Source organism: Enterobacter sp. BIDMC93 (assembly GCF_001037805.1).
In the GTDB taxonomy this organism is placed as follows: domain Bacteria; phylum Pseudomonadota; class Gammaproteobacteria; order Enterobacterales; family Enterobacteriaceae; genus Enterobacter; species Enterobacter hormaechei_C.
In genome coordinates, this window is record NZ_KQ089962.1 from 2,922,208 (window position 1) to 2,938,532 (window position 16,325).

Sequence of the window (16,325 nt, forward strand, 5' to 3'; positions counted from 1 at the left end):
TTATTGTTCGCTCAAACACGCTCAAGGATCATGGCAATGCCCTGACCCACACCGATGCACATCGTACACAGCGCGTAGCGACCGCCGCGTCGGTGCAATTCATTGCTTGCGGCCAGCGCCAGTCTGGCACCGCTCATTCCCAGCGGATGACCTAGCGCGATCGCCCCGCCGTTCGGGTTGACATGCTCCGCGTCATCCGGCAAGCCCAGCTGACGCAGCACACCCAGCGCCTGTGCGGCGAAGGCTTCATTAAGCTCAATGACGTCCATATCGGTGATACTGAGTCCGGCACGCTCCAGCACCTTGCGGGTGGCGGGCACCGGGCCTAATCCCATCAGGCGCGGCTCGACGCCCGCTGTCGCCATGGCCACAATGCGGGTGCGCGGGGTTAACCCCTGGGCAAGCGCCATCGGCTCGCTGGCGATAATCAGCGCCGCCGCCCCGTCGTTGACGCCAGAGGCGTTCCCCGCCGTCACCACACCGTTCTTACGGAACGGGGCTTTCAGCGCGGCAAGCTGTTCCAGGGTGGTTTCGGCGCGCGGATGCTCGTCCACGCTCACTTCCGTTACCGCACCTTTTTTGCCCGCCACCTGTACCGGGATAATCTCCTGCGCCAGAACGCCATTCTGCTGCGCCCGCGCGGTGCGCTGCTGGCTGCGCAGGGCAAATGCGTCCTGATCGGCACGGCTTATATTTAACAATTCCGCTACATTCTCTGCCGTTTCCGGCATGCTGTCAGTTCCGTATTGCTGATGCATGAGCGGATTCACAAATCGCCAGCCGATGGTGGTGTCGAAGATCTCCGCCTGACGCTGAAACGCCGCCGTGGCTTTGCCCATCACGAACGGCGCACGGGACATGGATTCGACGCCACCGGCGATCAGCAGATCGCCATCCCCGGCCCTGATGGCGCGCGCCGCAAAGCCAATGGCATCCAGACCGGAGCCGCACAGGCGGTTAATGGTGGTGCCGGATACCGTCTGCGGCAGCCCGGCCAGCAGCGCCGACATGCGCGCCACGTTGCGGTTATCCTCTCCGGCCTGGTTCGTGCAGCCGAAGATCACGTCATCTATGCGCTCCAGATCGAGCTGCGGGTAACGCGCCAGCAGCGCACGCAGCGGCACGGCCCCTAAGTCATCGGCGCGCACGCTGGATAATCCTCCGCCGTAGCGACCAACCGGGGTACGCACCCCCTCACAAATAAATGCGTCACGCATCAGACTTCTCCTGTCACACTGCCGCCGGTGCGGTGCGATTTCCCGCGAAAAAGCGCGACGGTTTTCTGGTGTTGGTTCTGAATTTCAATGTCGTAGACGCCGGTCAGTTTGCCCTGATGCTTCACCCGCGCGGTGGCGGTGAGCTTATCTCCGGCAAAGCCCGGACGCAGAAAATCGATGGCGCAGCCTGAGGCCACCGCCGCCAGCCCCTGACTGTTGCAGGCGTAGGCAAAGGCGGTATCGGCCAGCGAGAACAGCTGTCCGCCGTGGCAGGTTTTATGCCCGTTGAGCATCTGCGGGGTGATGGTCATGGTCACCACCGCGTAGCCCTCGCCCATGTCGATAATGTCCATCCCCATCGCCTGCGCGCAGGCGTCCCGTTCATACATCGCGCGGGCGTTATGCCAGGCGTTATGACTCATAGCTACTCTCCAGAAGCGCACGCTGGCGCAGCAGTGAACAGGGGCGATAGCGTTCCTCGCCGTAGTGACGTTGCAGATTCTCCAGCAGCGTTAACAGACGCTGCCAGCCAAGGCGCTCGCCCCAGGCGATGGGCCCGCAGGGATAGTTGACCCCTAAGCGCATGGCGGTATCGATGTCTTGCTCGCTGGCGACCCCTTTTTGCAGGGCGTCCAGCGCTTCGTTGGCAATCATCGCTACCGTGCGCCAGACCAGCAGGCCGGGGTAATCGGCAATCTGTACCACCCGTTTCTCCTGATGCTGCAACCAGTAAATGGCTTTCTGCGTGGCGGCGTGCGGGTTGCCCGGTGCGGCGGCTATCACGGCCACATCCCGCTCGATGCGGTCGACCACCACCACCGGGCAGCCGTGGCGCAGCGCCAGCGACTGCGCGGTTTCACCCTGCGTTTCGATCAGCAACAGATCGTCAATTTCCGTGACACCGTCACTTCTTCGCTGTACGCGCATCGGGCTGAAGCTGTCGCTGACCGGGGCGAGCCAGCTGACGGCGGGTTTCTCCTCCAGCCAGCGGTAAACGCCCTGCCCGCTTTTCTTACCCAGACGCCCCGCCAGCACCAGCTCCTGCTGCACCAGCGACGGCAGAAAACGACGCTCCTGCCAGAAGGCGTTAAACACGGAGCAGGTCACGGCAAAGTTGACGTCCTGACCAATCATGTCCGTCAGCTCAAGCGGCCCCATCGGGAAGCCTCCGCCGTCTCGCAGGGCGGCGTCGATCACCTCGGGCGTTGCCACCTGCTCTTCCAGCGCGCGCCAGGCTTCCGAGTAGAACGGGCGCGCCACGCGGTTGACGATAAACCCCGGCGTGGACTGGCAGCGTACCGGCTGCTTTCCCCAGCTCAACGCCAGCTCGCACAGTGCATCGGCCACTTCGGGAGAGGTCGCCAGCCCGCTGACCACTTCCACCAGCTTCATCACCGGGGCAGGATTGAAGAAGTGCAGCCCGGCGACGCGTTCAGGGTGGTTTATCTCCGCTGCAATCGCGGTAACGGAAATGGACGAGGTATTGCTGGCAAGCAGCGTCTGCGGCGGGCAGATCTCTGCCAGCTGGGTAAACAGCGCTTTTTTTACCTCAAGCCGCTCGGCGGCCGCCTCGATCACCAGATCGGCTTTCGCCAGAGCACTGATAGTCGTCACCGGCGTCAGGCGGGCGAGCATCTGTTCCCCGGCGCCGGCAGAGAGTTTTCCGCGCGCAACGCGACAGGAGAGCCGCTGACGAATGCCGTCGATGGCGCGGGAAATCGCCGCTGCATCAATGTCGTACACCAGAACCGGATGACCGTGGCTGGCTGCCACTTCGGCAATCCCGGCGCCCATGGTGCCGCTGCCAATGACGGCGACCGTATGGATATTCACCATCTTATTTCCCCGTAAAGTTCGGCGCGCGTTTTGCCAGGAACGCGCTGACGCCTTCCCGGTAGTCGTCGCTGCGTCCGGCCAGACGTTGATAGTCGCGCTCCAGATCAAGCTGGGCGTCGAGGGTATTGGTTTCGGCGGCGTTAATCGCCTGCTTGATCAAGCCCAGGCCAAAGGTCGGCTGCGAGGCAAAATGCAGCGCCATCTGCTGTGCGGTGGCGGAGAGCTGGTCGTCGTCCACCACCTGCCAGATCATTCCCCAGGCCTGTGCCTGCTCGGCGCTGAGCTTATCGCCCAGCAATGCCAGCCCCATGGCGCGGGCGCGTCCGGTCACGCGCGGCAGCAGCCAGGTTCCGCCGCAGTCCGGTACCAGCCCGAGCTTGCTGAAGGCCATCACAAAGCTGGCTGAACGGGCCGCAATCACCATGTCACAGCCGAGGGCCAGCGTGGCCCCCGCGCCCGCCGCCACGCCGTTAACCGCGCAAATCACCGGCTTCGGCAGTTTTGCCAGACGGCGCACCAGCGGGTTGTAAAAAGTCTCAACGGACATGCCCAGATCGGGCGCGGGGCCGTTCGGGTCGACGTTACGGTCGTTAAGATCCTGCCCGGCGCAGAAACCGCGTCCTGCCCCGGTGATCAGCAGGCAGCGGATGGCGTCATCGCGCTCGGCCTGCTTCAGGCATTCGGAAAGCTGCTGGTGCATGACGTCGTTAAAGCTGTTCAGGCGCTCCGGGCGGTTCAGCGTAATGGTCATTACGCCCTGCTCAACATGGCTCAGAATAGATTCCACAATTAGCGTCCTTTAAAGTCTGGGGTGCGTTTTTGTAAAAAGGCGTTGATACCTTCCCGGCGATCGTCGGTGGCCGCGAGCAGCGCAAACAGCTGACGCTCCTGCGCCAGCCCGGCCTGAAGCGGGACTTCCTGCGACTGGCGAAGCGCCTGCTTCGCCGCCTGTAGCGCCAGCGGCGAGTGGCGCGCCATCCGCGCCGCCTGCTTCAGGGCGTACTCCAGTGTCAGCGAGGCCGGGTAGACGTCGCTGGCCAGCCCGGCGCTGTGCGCCTGTACCGCCGTGATGCTTTCGCCCGTCAGCACCATTTTGCTGGCCAACGATTTGCCCACGCTGCGGATCAGCCGCTGGGTGCCCCCTGCGCCCGGCATGATCCCGAGGGTGATTTCCGGCAGGCCAAAACGGGCGTTATCGCCGGCAATCACGACATCGCAGAGCAGCGCCAGCTCACAGCCTGCCCCCAGCGCGAAGCCGTTCACGGCGGCAATCAGCGGTTTGGTGAAGGCGTTGATCCGCGCCCACAGCTGCGGACGGATATCGTTCAGGGTGGCGGGCAGGTCTTTCTCCGCCATTTCGTTGAGATCGGCCCCGGCGGCAAAGCAGCGTTCGTTGCCGTACACCACGCAGACGGCGATCTCAGCATCCGCGGCGGCGGCCTCAAGCTGCTCCGCGATTTGCAGGAGCAGCGCATTGTTGAGCGCGTTGCGCGCCGCCGGACGGTTAAGCGTCAGCTGCAACACGCGGTCATGACGGGTGACAATCAGTTCACTCATGCCATCCCCTTCGCATCAAAATCGACGATAACATCGGCGGTTAACGGCAGCGCCTGACAGCTCAGCACATAGCCTGCGGCCAGCTCGTCCGGCTCCAGGCTGTAGTTGGTCGCCATATCGACTTTTCCGCGCAGCACTTTGCATTTGCAGGTGGCGCATACGCCGCCCTTGCAGGCGTAAGGCAGATCCGCCCCCTGACGCAGGGCCGCGTCAAGAATGCTCTCGTCGTCCGCCGTCAGGGTGATCTCCCTGTCGCGCCCGTCCTGACGGACGGTGACCTTCTGCCCGTCGGCCTGCACGCTGGCTGTCCGTTTAACGGCGGTACCCGGCGTGTTAAAGCGCTCAAGATGGATCGCTTTTTCCGGCATACCCAGCGCTTTTAGTGCCGCCTCAGCCTCATCCATCATCGCCGACGGGCCGCAGATGAAGGCTTCATCGTACTGGCGGAAATTCACCAGCGTTTTTGCCAGCGCCTGGAGCTTTTCCCCGTCAATGCGGCCATGGAGCAGATCGCTGTCGAGCGTCTCCTGGCTGAAGATGGCGATCAGCTGCAAACGCTGCGGGTATTTATCTTTCAGGTCCGCCAGCGCCCGGCGAAACATCATGCTCTGGCTGCTGCGGTTGCCGTAAATCAGGGTGAAGTGGCTGTGGGCTTCAGTGGCCAGCGTAGCGGACATAATCGCCAGCATCGGGGTGATCCCGGACCCGGCGGCAATCGCCAGATAGTGGCCTTCGCGTTCGGCCTGCGGCTGGTAACCAAAATTCCCCTGGGGCACCATCACCTCCAGCGCCATGCCCGGTTTGATCTCGTCCCGGGCATAGCGGGAAAAACGTCCGCCCTCGATGGCTTTGACCGCCACGCTGATCTCACCGCACGCGGTGCTCCGGCAGATGGAGTAGCAGCGGCGCAGTTCATCCCCGCCAGGACTGGCTTTCAGGGTCAGATGCTGGCCGGGACGGAAGCGGTACGCCTCCTGTAACGCCTGCGGCACCGCGAAGGTAATGGTCACCGCGTCGCGGGTTTCGGGTTCTACTTTTGCCACTGTTAATGAATGAAACGTTGTCATGGCAGCCTCAAATACATTTGAAATAGTCGAAGGGCTCACGGCAGGTATTGCAGCGATAGAGCGCTTTGCAGGCCGTAGAACCAAATTCACTGATAAGCGAGGTATCGGTGCTCGCACAGCGCGGGCAGCTCACCTCAGCGGGAACGTGGGCATGGCAGCTATGGCCGACAGGCGGGCTGATGCCATATTCACGCAGGCGCCTGCGGGCATCGTCGGTCATCCAGTCGGTGGTCCAGGCGGGCTCCAGTTGCAGCACAATATGTACCGGGCTAAAGCCGTTTCCGGTCAGGGTTTCGCGGATCGCCCCCAGCAGATGCTCCGTTGCCGGACAGCCCGAATAGGTTGGCGTGAAGCCGATGACCCAGCCTTCCCCCTGCGCCTTCACGTTGCGCACCATGCCTAAGTCGGTGATGGTCAGCACCGGCACTTCCGGGTCGGGGATCTGGCTTAACAGCGCCCAAATCTGCGGGATTTGTGCAGGCGCGATGTCGACGAGGCGTTGCATGGCGTCCTCCTTTACCACTGCTGGCCGGGGTAAACGCGCTGGAGATACTGCATCTCTGCCAGCATCGGCCCGAGGTGTTCGGTATGTAGCCCCTTCTTGCCGCCCGTGCGATACGCCACTTCTTCGGGCACGCGGAGGGTGGCTTCCGCCAGGCCAGCAAACACTTCGCGCTCCCACGGGTCCCGCAGGTCGCGCGGATCAACCGCCACGCCGTCATCAATTAGCGCCAGTTCGACGTCGTCGGCGTCGAACAGTTCAGCCGTAAAGCGCCACAGGCTATCCACCGCCTGCTGCATTTTTTGTGCGGAGGTTTCTGTTCCGTCCCCCAGCCGCACCAGCCAGCCGCGGCTAAAGCGCAGGTGGTAGCGTGCCTCCTTAATGGCTTTTGCCGCGATGGCGGCAAGCTGACTGTCGCTGCTATGGATCAGCCGCTCGTAGAGCGCCACGTTCCACGCATCCATCAGATACTGACGGGCAATGGTGTCAGCGAAGCTGCCGTTTGGTTGTTCCACCAGCAGCAGATTGCGGAACTGACGCTCATCGCGGCCATAGGCCAGGGTGTCTTCATCGCCCTTACCCTCCCGTTCAGCGGCGTAGGTCAGGAAATTACGCGCCTGCCCGAGCAGATCAAGGCCGATATTGGCGAGCGCCAGGTCAATTTCCAGCTCCGGCGCGTGGCCGCACCAGGCGCCCAGACGCTGTGAGAGCACCAGACCGTTGTCGCCCAGACGCAGGGCATAAGCAGATACGTTGTTCATCCCCAACCTCACATATGCTCGATGCCATCAGGGATGGTGTAAAACGTCGGATGGCGGTAGACCTTGCTTTCCGCCGGATCGAAAAACTCCCCGCTCTCTTCCGGCTGGGAAGCGACGATTTCACTCGCCTTCACCACCCAGATGGAACAGCCTTCGCTGCGGCGGGTATAGGCATCGCGCGCGTTTTCCAGCGCCATGCGGTCGTCGGCAGCGTGAAGGCTGCCCACATGCCGGTGCGACAGCCCCTGCTTCGAACGGACAAAAACTTCGTATAACGGCCAGTAAACATTGCTCATGGTTGATTCCTCTTATGCGGCCTGGCGGGCGCGTTGTTTTTCCGCGTGGGCCAGAGCGGCTTCACGCACCCATGCGCCGTCGTCCCAGGCTTTACGTTTTGCGGCCAGACGTTCGTGGTTGCAGATCCCGCGCCCGTTGATCACCTCGTCAAATTCCTGCCAGTCGATTTCGCCGAAGCGGTAGTGGCCGCTCGCTTCATCGAAACGCAGGTCGGGGTCCGGCACGGTCATACCGAGCATCTCCACCTGAGGCACCGTGTTGTCCACGAAGCGCTGGCGAAGCTCATCGTTGCCAAAGCGTTTGATCTTCCAGGCCAGACTGCGGGCGCTGTTTGGGGAGTTGTCGTCGTTGGGTCCGAACATCATCAGCGCGGGCCACCAGAAACGGTTGATGGCGTCCTGCAACATCTGCCGCTGGGCTTCGCTGCCCTGCGCCAGCGCCATGCAGGCCTCAAAACCCTGACGCTGATGGAAGCTCTCTTCTTTACAGATTTTCACCATCGCCCGGGCATACGGGCCGTAAGAGGTACGGCACAGCGCCACCTGGTTCACAATGGCCGCCCCGTCCACCAGCCAGCCAATGACCCCGATATCGGCCCAGCTCAGGGTCGGATAGTTGAAGATGGAGGAGTATTTCATCTTGCCGTCGAGCATCTTTTGATAAATGTCCTCCCGGGCGCAGCCCAGCGTTTCCGCCGCGCTGTAGAGGTACAGGCCGTGTCCGGCTTCATCCTGCACCTTCGCCAGCAGAATGGCTTTCCGGCGCAGCGTCGGCGCGCGGGTGATCCAGTTTCCTTCCGGCAGCATGCCGACAATCTCAGAGTGGGCGTGCTGTCCAATCTGGCGGATCAGCGTCTTGCGGTAGGCATCCGGCATCCAGTCCTGCGGCTCGATGGCCGTCTCCTGTGCGATGCGTTGCTCAAAGCGTTGTTCTTGCGTCACATAACCACCTTTGTGATTCGTTAAATCACCACAAATAGCAAAATGGTGAATCATTTGGTTTCTTAAAAGTTACACAAAGGTTAAATATAACCCCAAGAAGCGTTTGTTTATTTTGTGACGACGCTCGCAAGCCTTTTGATGAAAGGCCGATAACGCAAGACTTTCGGGTGGTCAGGCTAAGCAATACAGATCACAACGTTAACAATTCATTAAAACTCAGCTTGATTTTTATGATTCACGATCAAACTATTGATAGTGAAATCACGAAACATCTGGAGAGAAGAAATGCAGCAGTTAGCCAGCTTCTTGTCCGGCACCTGGCAATCGGGCCGGGGCCGCGAGCGCAACATCACCCACGCCATCAGCGGGGAAACGCTATATGAAGTGACCAGCGAAGGGCTGGATATGGCGGCCGCGCGCCGTTACGCCATTGAACACGGCGGAGAAGCGCTCCGTGCAATGAGCTTTATCGAGCGCGCCGCCATGCTGAAGGCGGTGGCCAAACATCTGCTGAGCCAGAAGGATCGCTTTTATGCCCTGTCAGCCCAGACCGGCGCGACGAAGGCCGACAGCTGGGTGGATATTGAAGGCGGTATCGGCACCCTCTTCACCTACGCAAGCCTCGGCAGCCGTGAGCTGCCGGACGATACCCTGTGGCCGGAGGATGAGCTGATCCCGCTGTCGAAGGAAGGCGGCTTTGCGGCACGTCACGTGTTAACGTCGAAATCCGGCGTGGCGGTGCATATCAACGCGTTCAACTTCCCGTGCTGGGGGATGCTGGAAAAGCTCGCGCCCACCTGGCTTGCCGGGATGCCCGCCATCATCAAGCCCGCCACCGCCACCGCGCAGGTGACTCAGGCGATGGTGAAAGCGATCGTCGAGAGCGGACTGGTGCCGGACGGCGCCATCAGCCTGATCTGCGGTGGCGCGGGCGATCTGCTGAACCAGCTCGACAGCCAGGACGTGGTGACGTTTACCGGGTCGGCCAGCACCGGGCAGAGCCTGCGCGTCCACCCAAATATCGTCGCGCATTCCATTCCGTTTACCATGGAAGCAGATTCTCTCAACTGCTGCGTGCTGGGTGAGGACGTGACGCCGGAACACCCGGAGTTTGCACTGTTTATTCGCGAAGTGGTGCGCGAGATGACTGCCAAAGCCGGGCAAAAATGTACCGCCATCCGCCGCATCATCGTGCCGGAAGCGCAGATTGACGCCGTCAGCCAGGCGCTGATTGCGCGGCTTGAGAAAGTGGTCGTCGGCGATCCGGCCCAGGAAGGGGTGAAGATGGGGGCCCTCGTCAACGGTGAGCAACGTGCTGACGTGCAGGAAAAAGTCGATCATCTCCTTGCCGCGGGCTGCCAGATCCGTCTGGGTGGTAAAGCCGATTTGCAGGCGGCTGGCGCATTCTTCCCGCCCACCCTGCTGTTCTGCCCGCAGCCGGACGAAACCCCGGCCGTCCACGCCACCGAAGCCTTTGGCCCCGTCGCAACCCTGATGCCCTGCCGTAACACCGAACACGCCATGCAGCTGGCGCGGGCGGGCGGCGGCAGCCTGGCGGGAACGCTGGTTACGGCAGATACCCGCGTGGCGCGGCAGTTTATTGCCGGTGCCGCGCGCGCCCACGGACGCATTCAGATCCTCAACCAGGAATCCTCGAAAGAATCCACCGGCCACGGTTCACCGCTGCCACAACTGGTGCACGGTGGTCCGGGACGTGCGGGCGGCGGCGAAGAGCTGGGCGGCCTGCGCGCGGTGAAGCACTATCTTCAGCGCACGGCCATTCAGGGCAGCCCGTCCATGCTCGCCGCGATCGGTAAACAGTGGGTCCGTGGCGCGGAGGTGCAGGAAGATCGCGTTCATCCCTTCCGTAAATACTTCGAGGAGTTACAGCCGAGCGACAGCCTGCTGACCCCGCGTCGTACCCTGACGGAAGCGGATATCGTGAATTTTGCCTGCCTGAGCGGGGATCATTTCTACGCCCATATGGACAAAATTGGCGCGGCGGAGTCGATTTTTGGTGAGCGCGTGGTACACGGTTATTTCCTGATTTCCGCCGCGGCGGGGCTGTTTGTCGATGCCGGGGTTGGGCCGGTTATTGCCAACTACGGCATGGAAAACCTGCGCTTTATCGAGCCGGTCAAGCCGGGTGATACCATTCAGGTGCGCCTGACCTGTAAACGTAAAACGCTGAAGAAACAGCGCACTGCCGAGGAAAAACCCACCGGCGTGGTGGAATGGGCGGTGGAGATCTTCAACCAGCACCAGCAGGCCGTGGCGCTCTACTCCATCCTGACGCTGGTGGCGCGCCAGCAGGGTGACTTCTGACGCACCTCTTTCTTGCCGGGTGTCGCTCCGCTTACCCGGCCTACAACTACCTGACCGGGGTGTGATTTACCCCCGCTCTTTTTTTAACCTGGCAAGACTGACAAACAACCTGGCAGATGCAGGCAAACGCTTTTCGTGCGCGCCTGTCAGGATAAGGCTGACACAACACAATAAACACAACAAGATGAGGTCTGCGATGGGAAGCAATTCTTCTTTTTCTGCCCGTAGAACGGCACTGGCCATGGCCGTTGCGCTCTGTTACGCCTGGCAATCCCCTGTTTACGCTCACGGCAGCGAGGCGCATATGGTCCCGATGGACAAAACGCTTCAGGCGTTTGGCGCGGACGTGCAGTGGGATGATTACGCCCAGATGTTCACCATCGTCAAAGACGGTGCCTTTGTGAAGGTCAAACCCGGCGCAAATACCGCCATCGTTAACGGCAAACCGCTGACGCTCCAGGTGCCCGTGGTGATGAAGAACAATAAGGCGTTTATCCCGGAGACCTTTATCAACGATGTTTTTCAGTCCGGTCTTGATCAGACATTCCAGGTTGAAAAAAGCCCCCACCCGTTAAACGCGCTGACGGCTGATGAAATCAACCAGGCCGTAGCCATTGTGAAAGCCTCTGCGGATTTTAAACCCAATACCCGCTTTACCCAGATTGCGCTGGCGGAGCCAGAAAAGGCCAAAGTCTGGGACTTTGTGCTTAACGGCACGGCGGTGGATGCGCCCCGCCAGGCCAATATCATCATGCTTGATGGTAAACACATCATCGAAAGCCGGGTGGATCTGAAGGACAAAAAGATCCTCCGCTGGGAGCCGATCAAAGACGCGCACGGCATGGTGCTGCTGGATGACTTCAATACCGTGCAGCAGATCATCAATGAAAGCCCGGAGTTTGCCGCCGTGCTGAAAAAGCGCGGCATTACCGACCCGAAGAAAGTGATCACCACTCCGCTTACCGTCGGCTTTTTTGACGGCAAGGATGGGCTGAAACAGGAAGACCGCCTGCTGAAAGTGATCAGCTATCTCGACGTAGGCGACGGTAACTACTGGGCGCACCCGATCGAAAACCTGGTTGCGGTGGTGGATCTCGAGCAGAAGAAAATCCAGAAGATTGAGGAAGGCCCGGTCGTGCCGGTTCCGCTCACGCCGCGCCCTTATGATGGCCGCGACCGCGTTGAAACGGTGAAAAAACCGCTGGAAATTATCGAGCCGAAAGGCAAGAACTACACCATCACCGGGGACAGGGTGCACTGGCAGAACTGGGATTTTCATCTGAGCCTGGACTCACGCGTCGGCCCGATAATCTCCACCGTGACCTATAACGACAACGGCAAAAAGCGACAGGTGATGTATCAGGGATCGCTCGGCGGCATGATTGTGCCGTACGGCGACCCGGATATCGGCTGGTACTTTAAAGCCTACCTGGACTCCGGCGATTACGGCATGGGTACCCTGACCTCCCCGCTGGTGCGCGGCAAGGATGTTCCGTCTAACGCCGTGATGCTCAACGAAACCATCCCGGATTACACCGGCGCGCCAATGGAGATCCCCCGGGCGATCGCCATTTTCGAGCGTTACGCCGGGCCGGAATATAAGCATCAGGAGTTAGGTAAACCCAACGTCAGCACCGAACGCCGCGAGCTGGTGGTGCGCTGGGTCAGCACCGTGGGTAACTACGATTACATCTTCGACTGGGTATTCCACGAAAACGGCACTATCGGCATTGATGCAGGGGCTACGGGCATTGAAGCGGTGAAAGGCGTGCAGACGAAAACCATGCATGATGCCACCGCGAAGGATGACACCCGATACGGAACGCTGATCGACCATAATATTGTCGGTACCACCCACCAGCACATCTACAACTTCCGTCTGGATATGGACGTGGACGGCATCAACAATAAGCTGGTGGCCATGGATCCGGACGTCAAACCGAACACCGCTGGCGGACCGCGCACCAGCACCATGCAGGTTAATCAGTATGATATTGATACCGAAAAGCAGGCGGCACAGAAGTTTGACCCGGGCACCATCCGCCTGCTGAGCAATACCAGCAAAGAGAACCGCATGGGCAACCCGGTCTCGTATCAGATCATCCCTTACGCGGGCGGTACACACCCGGTAGCGTCCGGCGCGAAGTTTGCCCCGGACGAGTGGATTTATCACCGCCTGAGCTTTATGGATAAACAGCTGTGGGTGACGCGTTACCATCCCGACGAGATGTACCCGGAGGGAAAATACCCGAACCGTTCCACGCACGATACCGGCCTCGGCCAGTACAGCAAAGATAACGAGTCGCTGAACGACCAGGATAACGTCATCTGGATGACCACCGGCACCACCCATGTCGCCCGTGCCGAGGAGTGGCCGATAATGCCGACGGAATGGGTGCACACGTTACTCAAGCCGTGGAATTTCTTTGACGAGACGCCAACGCTCGGCAAGAAAAAAGAGCAGAAATAACCCACCGACCGGGCGTAATGCCCGGTTTTTCATCCGCTTACTTGCTGAATTACTCTCCCCGATTATAGTTATTGTTACCTCGCTTAATCCTTTTGCATTTCTTGACACACTTTCACCAGGATTCGGAGTCTCCACAAACAACGTCACAGTTTACTGAGAGGTTTTAGGATGAGAATCAATGAGATCGTCAGGAGTCTCGCGCTGGCGGGATGTTTTATTTCTGCCAGTTCCGCCTGGGCCGCAGAAGCACCTAAGGATGCCACCGCAGCAACGCAACAGGCCAACAACGCACTCTTCAACCAGCTTCCTTTCTCCGATAACACCGATTTTACCAACGCCCACAAAGGGTTTATTGCCCCGCTGCCTCAGGACATTATCAAAGGTGAGCAAGGCAACACCGTCTGGGATCCGCAGCAGTACGCTTTTATCAAAGAAGGCGATAAGGCGCCCGACTCGGTTAACCCGAGCTTATGGCGTCAGTCCCAGCTGATTAACATCAGCGGTCTGTTTGAAGTGACCGAAGGCGTTTACCAGATCCGTAACCTCGACCTGTCAAACATGACCATTATTGAAGGTAAAGAAGGCATTACCGTGGTCGACCCGCTGGTGTCGGCGGAAACGGCCAAAGTCGGGATGGATCTTTACTATAAAAATCGCGGTAATAAGCCTGTGGTCGCCGTTATTTACACCCACAGCCACGTTGACCACTATGGCGGCGTGCGCGGCGTGGTGGATGAAGCAGATGTGAAGTCCGGCAAGGTGAAAGTCTACGCGCCCGCCGGATTTATGGAGGCCGCCGTCGCGGAGAATATCATGGCGGGTAACGTCATGAGCCGCCGCGCCAGCTATATGTACGGCAACCTTCTGAAGCCGGATGCGAAGGGCCAGGTCGGTGCGGGTCTCGGCACTACCACCTCCGCCGGGACGGTGACCCTGATCGCCCCGACCAATATCATCGAGAAAGATGGTCAGAAAGAGGTGATCGACGGCCTGACCTATGATTTTATGCTCGCGCCGGGATCGGAAGCGCCTTCCGAGATGCTCTGGTATATCGAAGAGAAAAAACTGATCGAGTCTGCGGAAGATGTCACCCATACCCTGCACAACACCTACTCCCTGCGCGGGGCGAAAATTCGTGAGCCATTGCCATGGTCGAAATACATCAACCAGGCGATTGTACGCTGGGGTGACAAAGCCGAAATCATTATGGCGCAGCACCACTGGCCGACATGGGGCAACGACAACGTGGTTAACCTGCTGAAAAGCCAGCGCGACCTCTACCGTTACATCAACGACCAGACCCTGCGCATGGCGAACGAAGGGCTGACCCGTGACGAGATTGCCGCCAACTTCAAACTGCCAAACTCCCTGGCCAATACCTGGGCAAACCGTGGCTATTACGGTTCTGTCAGCCATGACGTTAAAGCGACCTACGTGCTCTATTTAGGCTGGTTTGACGGCAACCCGGCGACCCTGGACGAACTGCCGCCTGAAGAAGCCGCGAAGAAATTTGTGGACTACATGGGCGGTGCGGATGCCATCCTGAGCAAAGCGAAAACCGACTTTGACCAGGGGAACTACCGCTGGGTGGCTCAGGTGGTCAGCAAAGTGGTCTTTGCCGATCCAAATAATCAGGCCGCGCGAAACCTGGAAGCGGACGCGCTGGAGCAGCTGGGTTATCAGGCTGAATCAGGCCCGTGGCGTAACTTCTACCTGACCGGCGCGCAGGAGCTGCGTAACGGCGTGGTGAAAGGACCGACCCCGAACACCGCCAGCCCGGATACCGTGCGCGCGATGACGCCAGAAATGTTCTTTGACTATCTGGCGGTGCACATTAACGGTGAAAAAGCGGCGGATGCAAAATCGGTGTTTAACATCGACCTCGGCAGCGACGGCGGTAAATACAAGCTGGAGCTGGAAAATGGCGTGCTGAACCACACGGCGAACGCCGAAGCGAAAGACGCTGACGCGACCGTGACCCTCAACCGCGATACGCTGAATAAAATCATCCTGAAAGAAGTGACGCTTAAACAGGCGCAGGATAACGGCGATATCAAAGTGACCGGCGATGCCGCAAAACTTGATGCCATGCTCGGTTACATGGATAAATTTGAATTCTGGTTTAACATTGTGACCCCGTAAAGGCAGCACTCGCGGGCGGACGTTCCGCCCGCTCAAGGAAAATTTTCTTCAATGGAAAAAAGACATCCAGCCACACCCGAACCCGCGATATGGCCTACCCGTAAATCAATGGTTGTTCACGGGCTGGCCGTGAACCTGCCGTGGCTCGCCTTTGTGAATGCCAGCTTTGCCCTTATGGTCCTGCTGCGCAATTCGCTGTTCGGCCATATCGATGCCCTCCTGCACATCAGCCCCCCTCTGCGGCAGATGATTGACGCCTCCATGCTGGGCGTGGTGATCCTTTCCGTGGCGCTGGTGATCATGGCCTGGCGCCACATCCGCGGCGTCAGCGCCGTTTTGTTTATGTGCAGCCTGCTGTGGTCGATAAGTTGTTACTGGTTTATCAACGTGTTACAGCTTCCTCATCCCTGGCCTATATTCGTTACCCTGCTGATGGCCGGTATGACCGCGCTCTATTTTCAGCCGGTGGCGCTGCTCTGCTTCACCGTTCCGCTATGGGTAAGCCTGCCGGTTGCCAGCATGCTGCTGAATCAAGAAATTAATTATCGCTTTGCCGGGCTGTGGGTGGTGTTCACGTTCATTCTCGTGTGCGGGCGCTATATCCTGTTGAGCTGGTTTGAAGAGGCGTGGCGTCGCAACCAGCAGAATCAGCGTTTAATTTCGCGGCTGGATGCGCTGGCCCATCAGGATCCGCTGACGAAAACGGCCAACCGCCGGGCGATGGAGCTGGTGCTGGAAAATGCCGTAGAGCAAGGCAAACGCTTCGCGGTGCTGATGCTGGATGTCGATTACTTCAAACTGTATAACGACACCTACGGTCACCAGGCCGGAGATGCGTGTCTCGCGCGGGTGGCAGAGGTGCTGAACACCTCGGTGCGCACGCCAGAGGATGTGGTTTCGCGCTACGGTGGCGAGGAGTTTGTGGTGATCCTCTTTGACTGCGAAGAATGTGTTGCTGAGAAAGTCGCCGCGCGGATCCAGGCTGGCCTGCGCAACGCAGCCATTCCGCACAGCGCGTCGAAGGTGAGTGAATGTGTGACGGCGAGTATGGGCATTGCAGGCTATACCGCAGGGCTTGCCGGCCCGGAAATCATTGCCCGCGCCGATGCGGCGCTGTACAGGGCAAAGGAGGCCGGGCGGGATCGGTGGTCGCTGTAAGTTACGCCGGGTGGCGCTGCGCTTACCCGGCCTACAAAACCAACCTTTTCCT

Annotated in this window: 14 protein-coding genes; 4 read left to right on the forward strand and 10 right to left on the reverse strand. The window is 59.7% G+C overall.

What is annotated here, in order from left to right:
- Nucleotides 1-11: 11 nt before the first annotated feature.
- From pcaF to paaA, 10 genes are read right to left on the reverse strand one after another with little or no spacing between them, the layout of a single operon-like run.
- A complete protein-coding gene (gene pcaF, locus SK58_RS13620; RefSeq protein WP_048220085.1) occupies nt 12-1,217 on the reverse strand; it encodes a 3-oxoadipyl-CoA thiolase in 1,206 nt (401 codons plus the stop codon).
- Nucleotides 1,217-1,639 carry a hydroxyphenylacetyl-CoA thioesterase PaaI gene (gene paaI / locus SK58_RS13625; RefSeq protein ID WP_045327934.1) on the reverse strand — a complete coding sequence of 141 codons (423 nt, stop codon included), beginning with the start codon at nt 1,637-1,639 and terminating at the stop codon, nt 1,217-1,219. Before paaI ends, pcaF begins: the two co-directional genes overlap by 1 nt.
- Nucleotides 1,629-3,053 carry a 3-hydroxyacyl-CoA dehydrogenase PaaH gene (gene paaH / locus SK58_RS13630; protein ID WP_048220086.1) on the reverse strand — a complete coding sequence of 475 codons (1,425 nt, stop codon included), beginning with the start codon at nt 3,051-3,053 and terminating at the stop codon, nt 1,629-1,631. Before paaH ends, paaI begins: the two co-directional genes overlap by 11 nt.
- 1 nt (nt 3,054) lies before the next feature.
- Nucleotides 3,055-3,843, reverse strand: coding sequence for a 2-(1,2-epoxy-1,2-dihydrophenyl)acetyl-CoA isomerase PaaG (gene paaG, locus SK58_RS13635; RefSeq protein ID WP_026094304.1), 789 nt, complete (start codon nt 3,841-3,843; stop codon nt 3,055-3,057).
- A complete protein-coding gene (gene paaF / locus SK58_RS13640; protein WP_048220088.1) occupies nt 3,843-4,610 on the reverse strand; it encodes a 2,3-dehydroadipyl-CoA hydratase PaaF in 768 nt (255 codons plus the stop codon). The genes paaG and paaF overlap by 1 nt, the downstream gene beginning before the upstream one ends.
- Complete coding sequence (gene paaE / locus SK58_RS13645; RefSeq protein ID WP_023296560.1) at nt 4,607-5,677, reverse strand: 1,2-phenylacetyl-CoA epoxidase subunit PaaE; 1,071 nt, start codon at nt 5,675-5,677, stop codon at nt 4,607-4,609. Before paaE ends, paaF begins: the two co-directional genes overlap by 4 nt.
- Before the next feature lie 7 nt (nt 5,678-5,684).
- Complete coding sequence (gene paaD, locus SK58_RS13650; protein WP_023296559.1) at nt 5,685-6,182, reverse strand: 1,2-phenylacetyl-CoA epoxidase subunit PaaD; 498 nt, start codon at nt 6,180-6,182, stop codon at nt 5,685-5,687.
- Nucleotides 6,183-6,193: 11 nt separating this feature from the next.
- Nucleotides 6,194-6,940: a 1,2-phenylacetyl-CoA epoxidase subunit PaaC gene (paaC, locus tag SK58_RS13655; protein ID WP_015570597.1), complete on the reverse strand. Its 747-nt coding sequence runs from the start codon at nt 6,938-6,940 to the stop codon at nt 6,194-6,196.
- An 8-nt stretch (nt 6,941-6,948) separates the two neighbouring features.
- Nucleotides 6,949-7,236 carry a 1,2-phenylacetyl-CoA epoxidase subunit PaaB gene (gene paaB / locus SK58_RS13660; protein WP_003857353.1) on the reverse strand — a complete coding sequence of 96 codons (288 nt, stop codon included), beginning with the start codon at nt 7,234-7,236 and terminating at the stop codon, nt 6,949-6,951.
- 12 nt (nt 7,237-7,248) lie between these two features.
- Nucleotides 7,249-8,178 (reverse strand): 1,2-phenylacetyl-CoA epoxidase subunit PaaA, encoded by a 930-nt coding sequence (paaA, locus tag SK58_RS13665; RefSeq protein WP_023296558.1) that lies wholly within the window; start codon nt 8,176-8,178, stop codon nt 7,249-7,251.
- 285 nt (nt 8,179-8,463) lie between these two features.
- Here paaA and paaZ point away from each other — a divergent pair, with 285 nt between their 5' ends.
- From paaZ to SK58_RS13685, 4 genes are all read left to right on the forward strand, one after another.
- A complete protein-coding gene (paaZ, locus tag SK58_RS13670) occupies nt 8,464-10,503 on the forward strand; it encodes a phenylacetic acid degradation bifunctional protein PaaZ (RefSeq protein WP_048220090.1) in 2,040 nt (679 codons plus the stop codon).
- A 196-nt stretch (nt 10,504-10,699) separates the two neighbouring features.
- Nucleotides 10,700-12,973, forward strand: coding sequence for a primary-amine oxidase (gene tynA / locus SK58_RS13675; protein WP_048220091.1), 2,274 nt, complete (start codon nt 10,700-10,702; stop codon nt 12,971-12,973).
- 168 nt (nt 12,974-13,141) lie between these two features.
- A complete protein-coding gene (locus tag SK58_RS13680) occupies nt 13,142-15,115 on the forward strand; it encodes an alkyl/aryl-sulfatase (protein ID WP_017693485.1) in 1,974 nt (657 codons plus the stop codon).
- Between the two features lie 51 nt (nt 15,116-15,166).
- Nucleotides 15,167-16,273 (forward strand): GGDEF domain-containing protein, encoded by a 1,107-nt coding sequence (locus SK58_RS13685; protein WP_048220093.1) that lies wholly within the window; start codon nt 15,167-15,169, stop codon nt 16,271-16,273.
- Nucleotides 16,274-16,325: the final 52 nt, after the last annotated feature.

What these genes read in the sequence shown, in the direction of transcription:
- paaD (WP_023296559.1), bottom strand. Translation starts at nt 6,182, where the DNA reads ATGCAACGCCTCGTCGACATCGCGCCTGCACAAATCCCGCAGATTTGG.
- paaF (WP_048220088.1), bottom strand. Translation starts at nt 4,610, where the DNA reads ATGAGTGAACTGATTGTCACCCGTCATGACCGCGTGTTGCAGCTGACG.
- SK58_RS13685 (WP_048220093.1), top strand. Translation starts at nt 15,167, where the DNA reads ATGGAAAAAAGACATCCAGCCACACCCGAACCCGCGATATGGCCTACC.
- pcaF (WP_048220085.1), bottom strand. Translation starts at nt 1,217, where the DNA reads ATGCGTGACGCATTTATTTGTGAGGGGGTGCGTACCCCGGTTGGTCGC.
- paaH (WP_048220086.1), bottom strand. Translation starts at nt 3,053, where the DNA reads ATGGTGAATATCCATACGGTCGCCGTCATTGGCAGCGGCACCATGGGC.
- paaE (WP_023296560.1), bottom strand. Translation starts at nt 5,677, where the DNA reads ATGACAACGTTTCATTCATTAACAGTGGCAAAAGTAGAACCCGAAACC.
- tynA (WP_048220091.1), top strand. Translation starts at nt 10,700, where the DNA reads ATGGGAAGCAATTCTTCTTTTTCTGCCCGTAGAACGGCACTGGCCATG.
- paaI (WP_045327934.1), bottom strand. Translation starts at nt 1,639, where the DNA reads ATGAGTCATAACGCCTGGCATAACGCCCGCGCGATGTATGAACGGGAC.
- SK58_RS13680 (WP_017693485.1), top strand. Translation starts at nt 13,142, where the DNA reads ATGAGAATCAATGAGATCGTCAGGAGTCTCGCGCTGGCGGGATGTTTT.
- paaC (WP_015570597.1), bottom strand. Translation starts at nt 6,940, where the DNA reads ATGAACAACGTATCTGCTTATGCCCTGCGTCTGGGCGACAACGGTCTG.
- paaZ (WP_048220090.1), top strand. Translation starts at nt 8,464, where the DNA reads ATGCAGCAGTTAGCCAGCTTCTTGTCCGGCACCTGGCAATCGGGCCGG.
- paaB (WP_003857353.1), bottom strand. Translation starts at nt 7,236, where the DNA reads ATGAGCAATGTTTACTGGCCGTTATACGAAGTTTTTGTCCGTTCGAAG.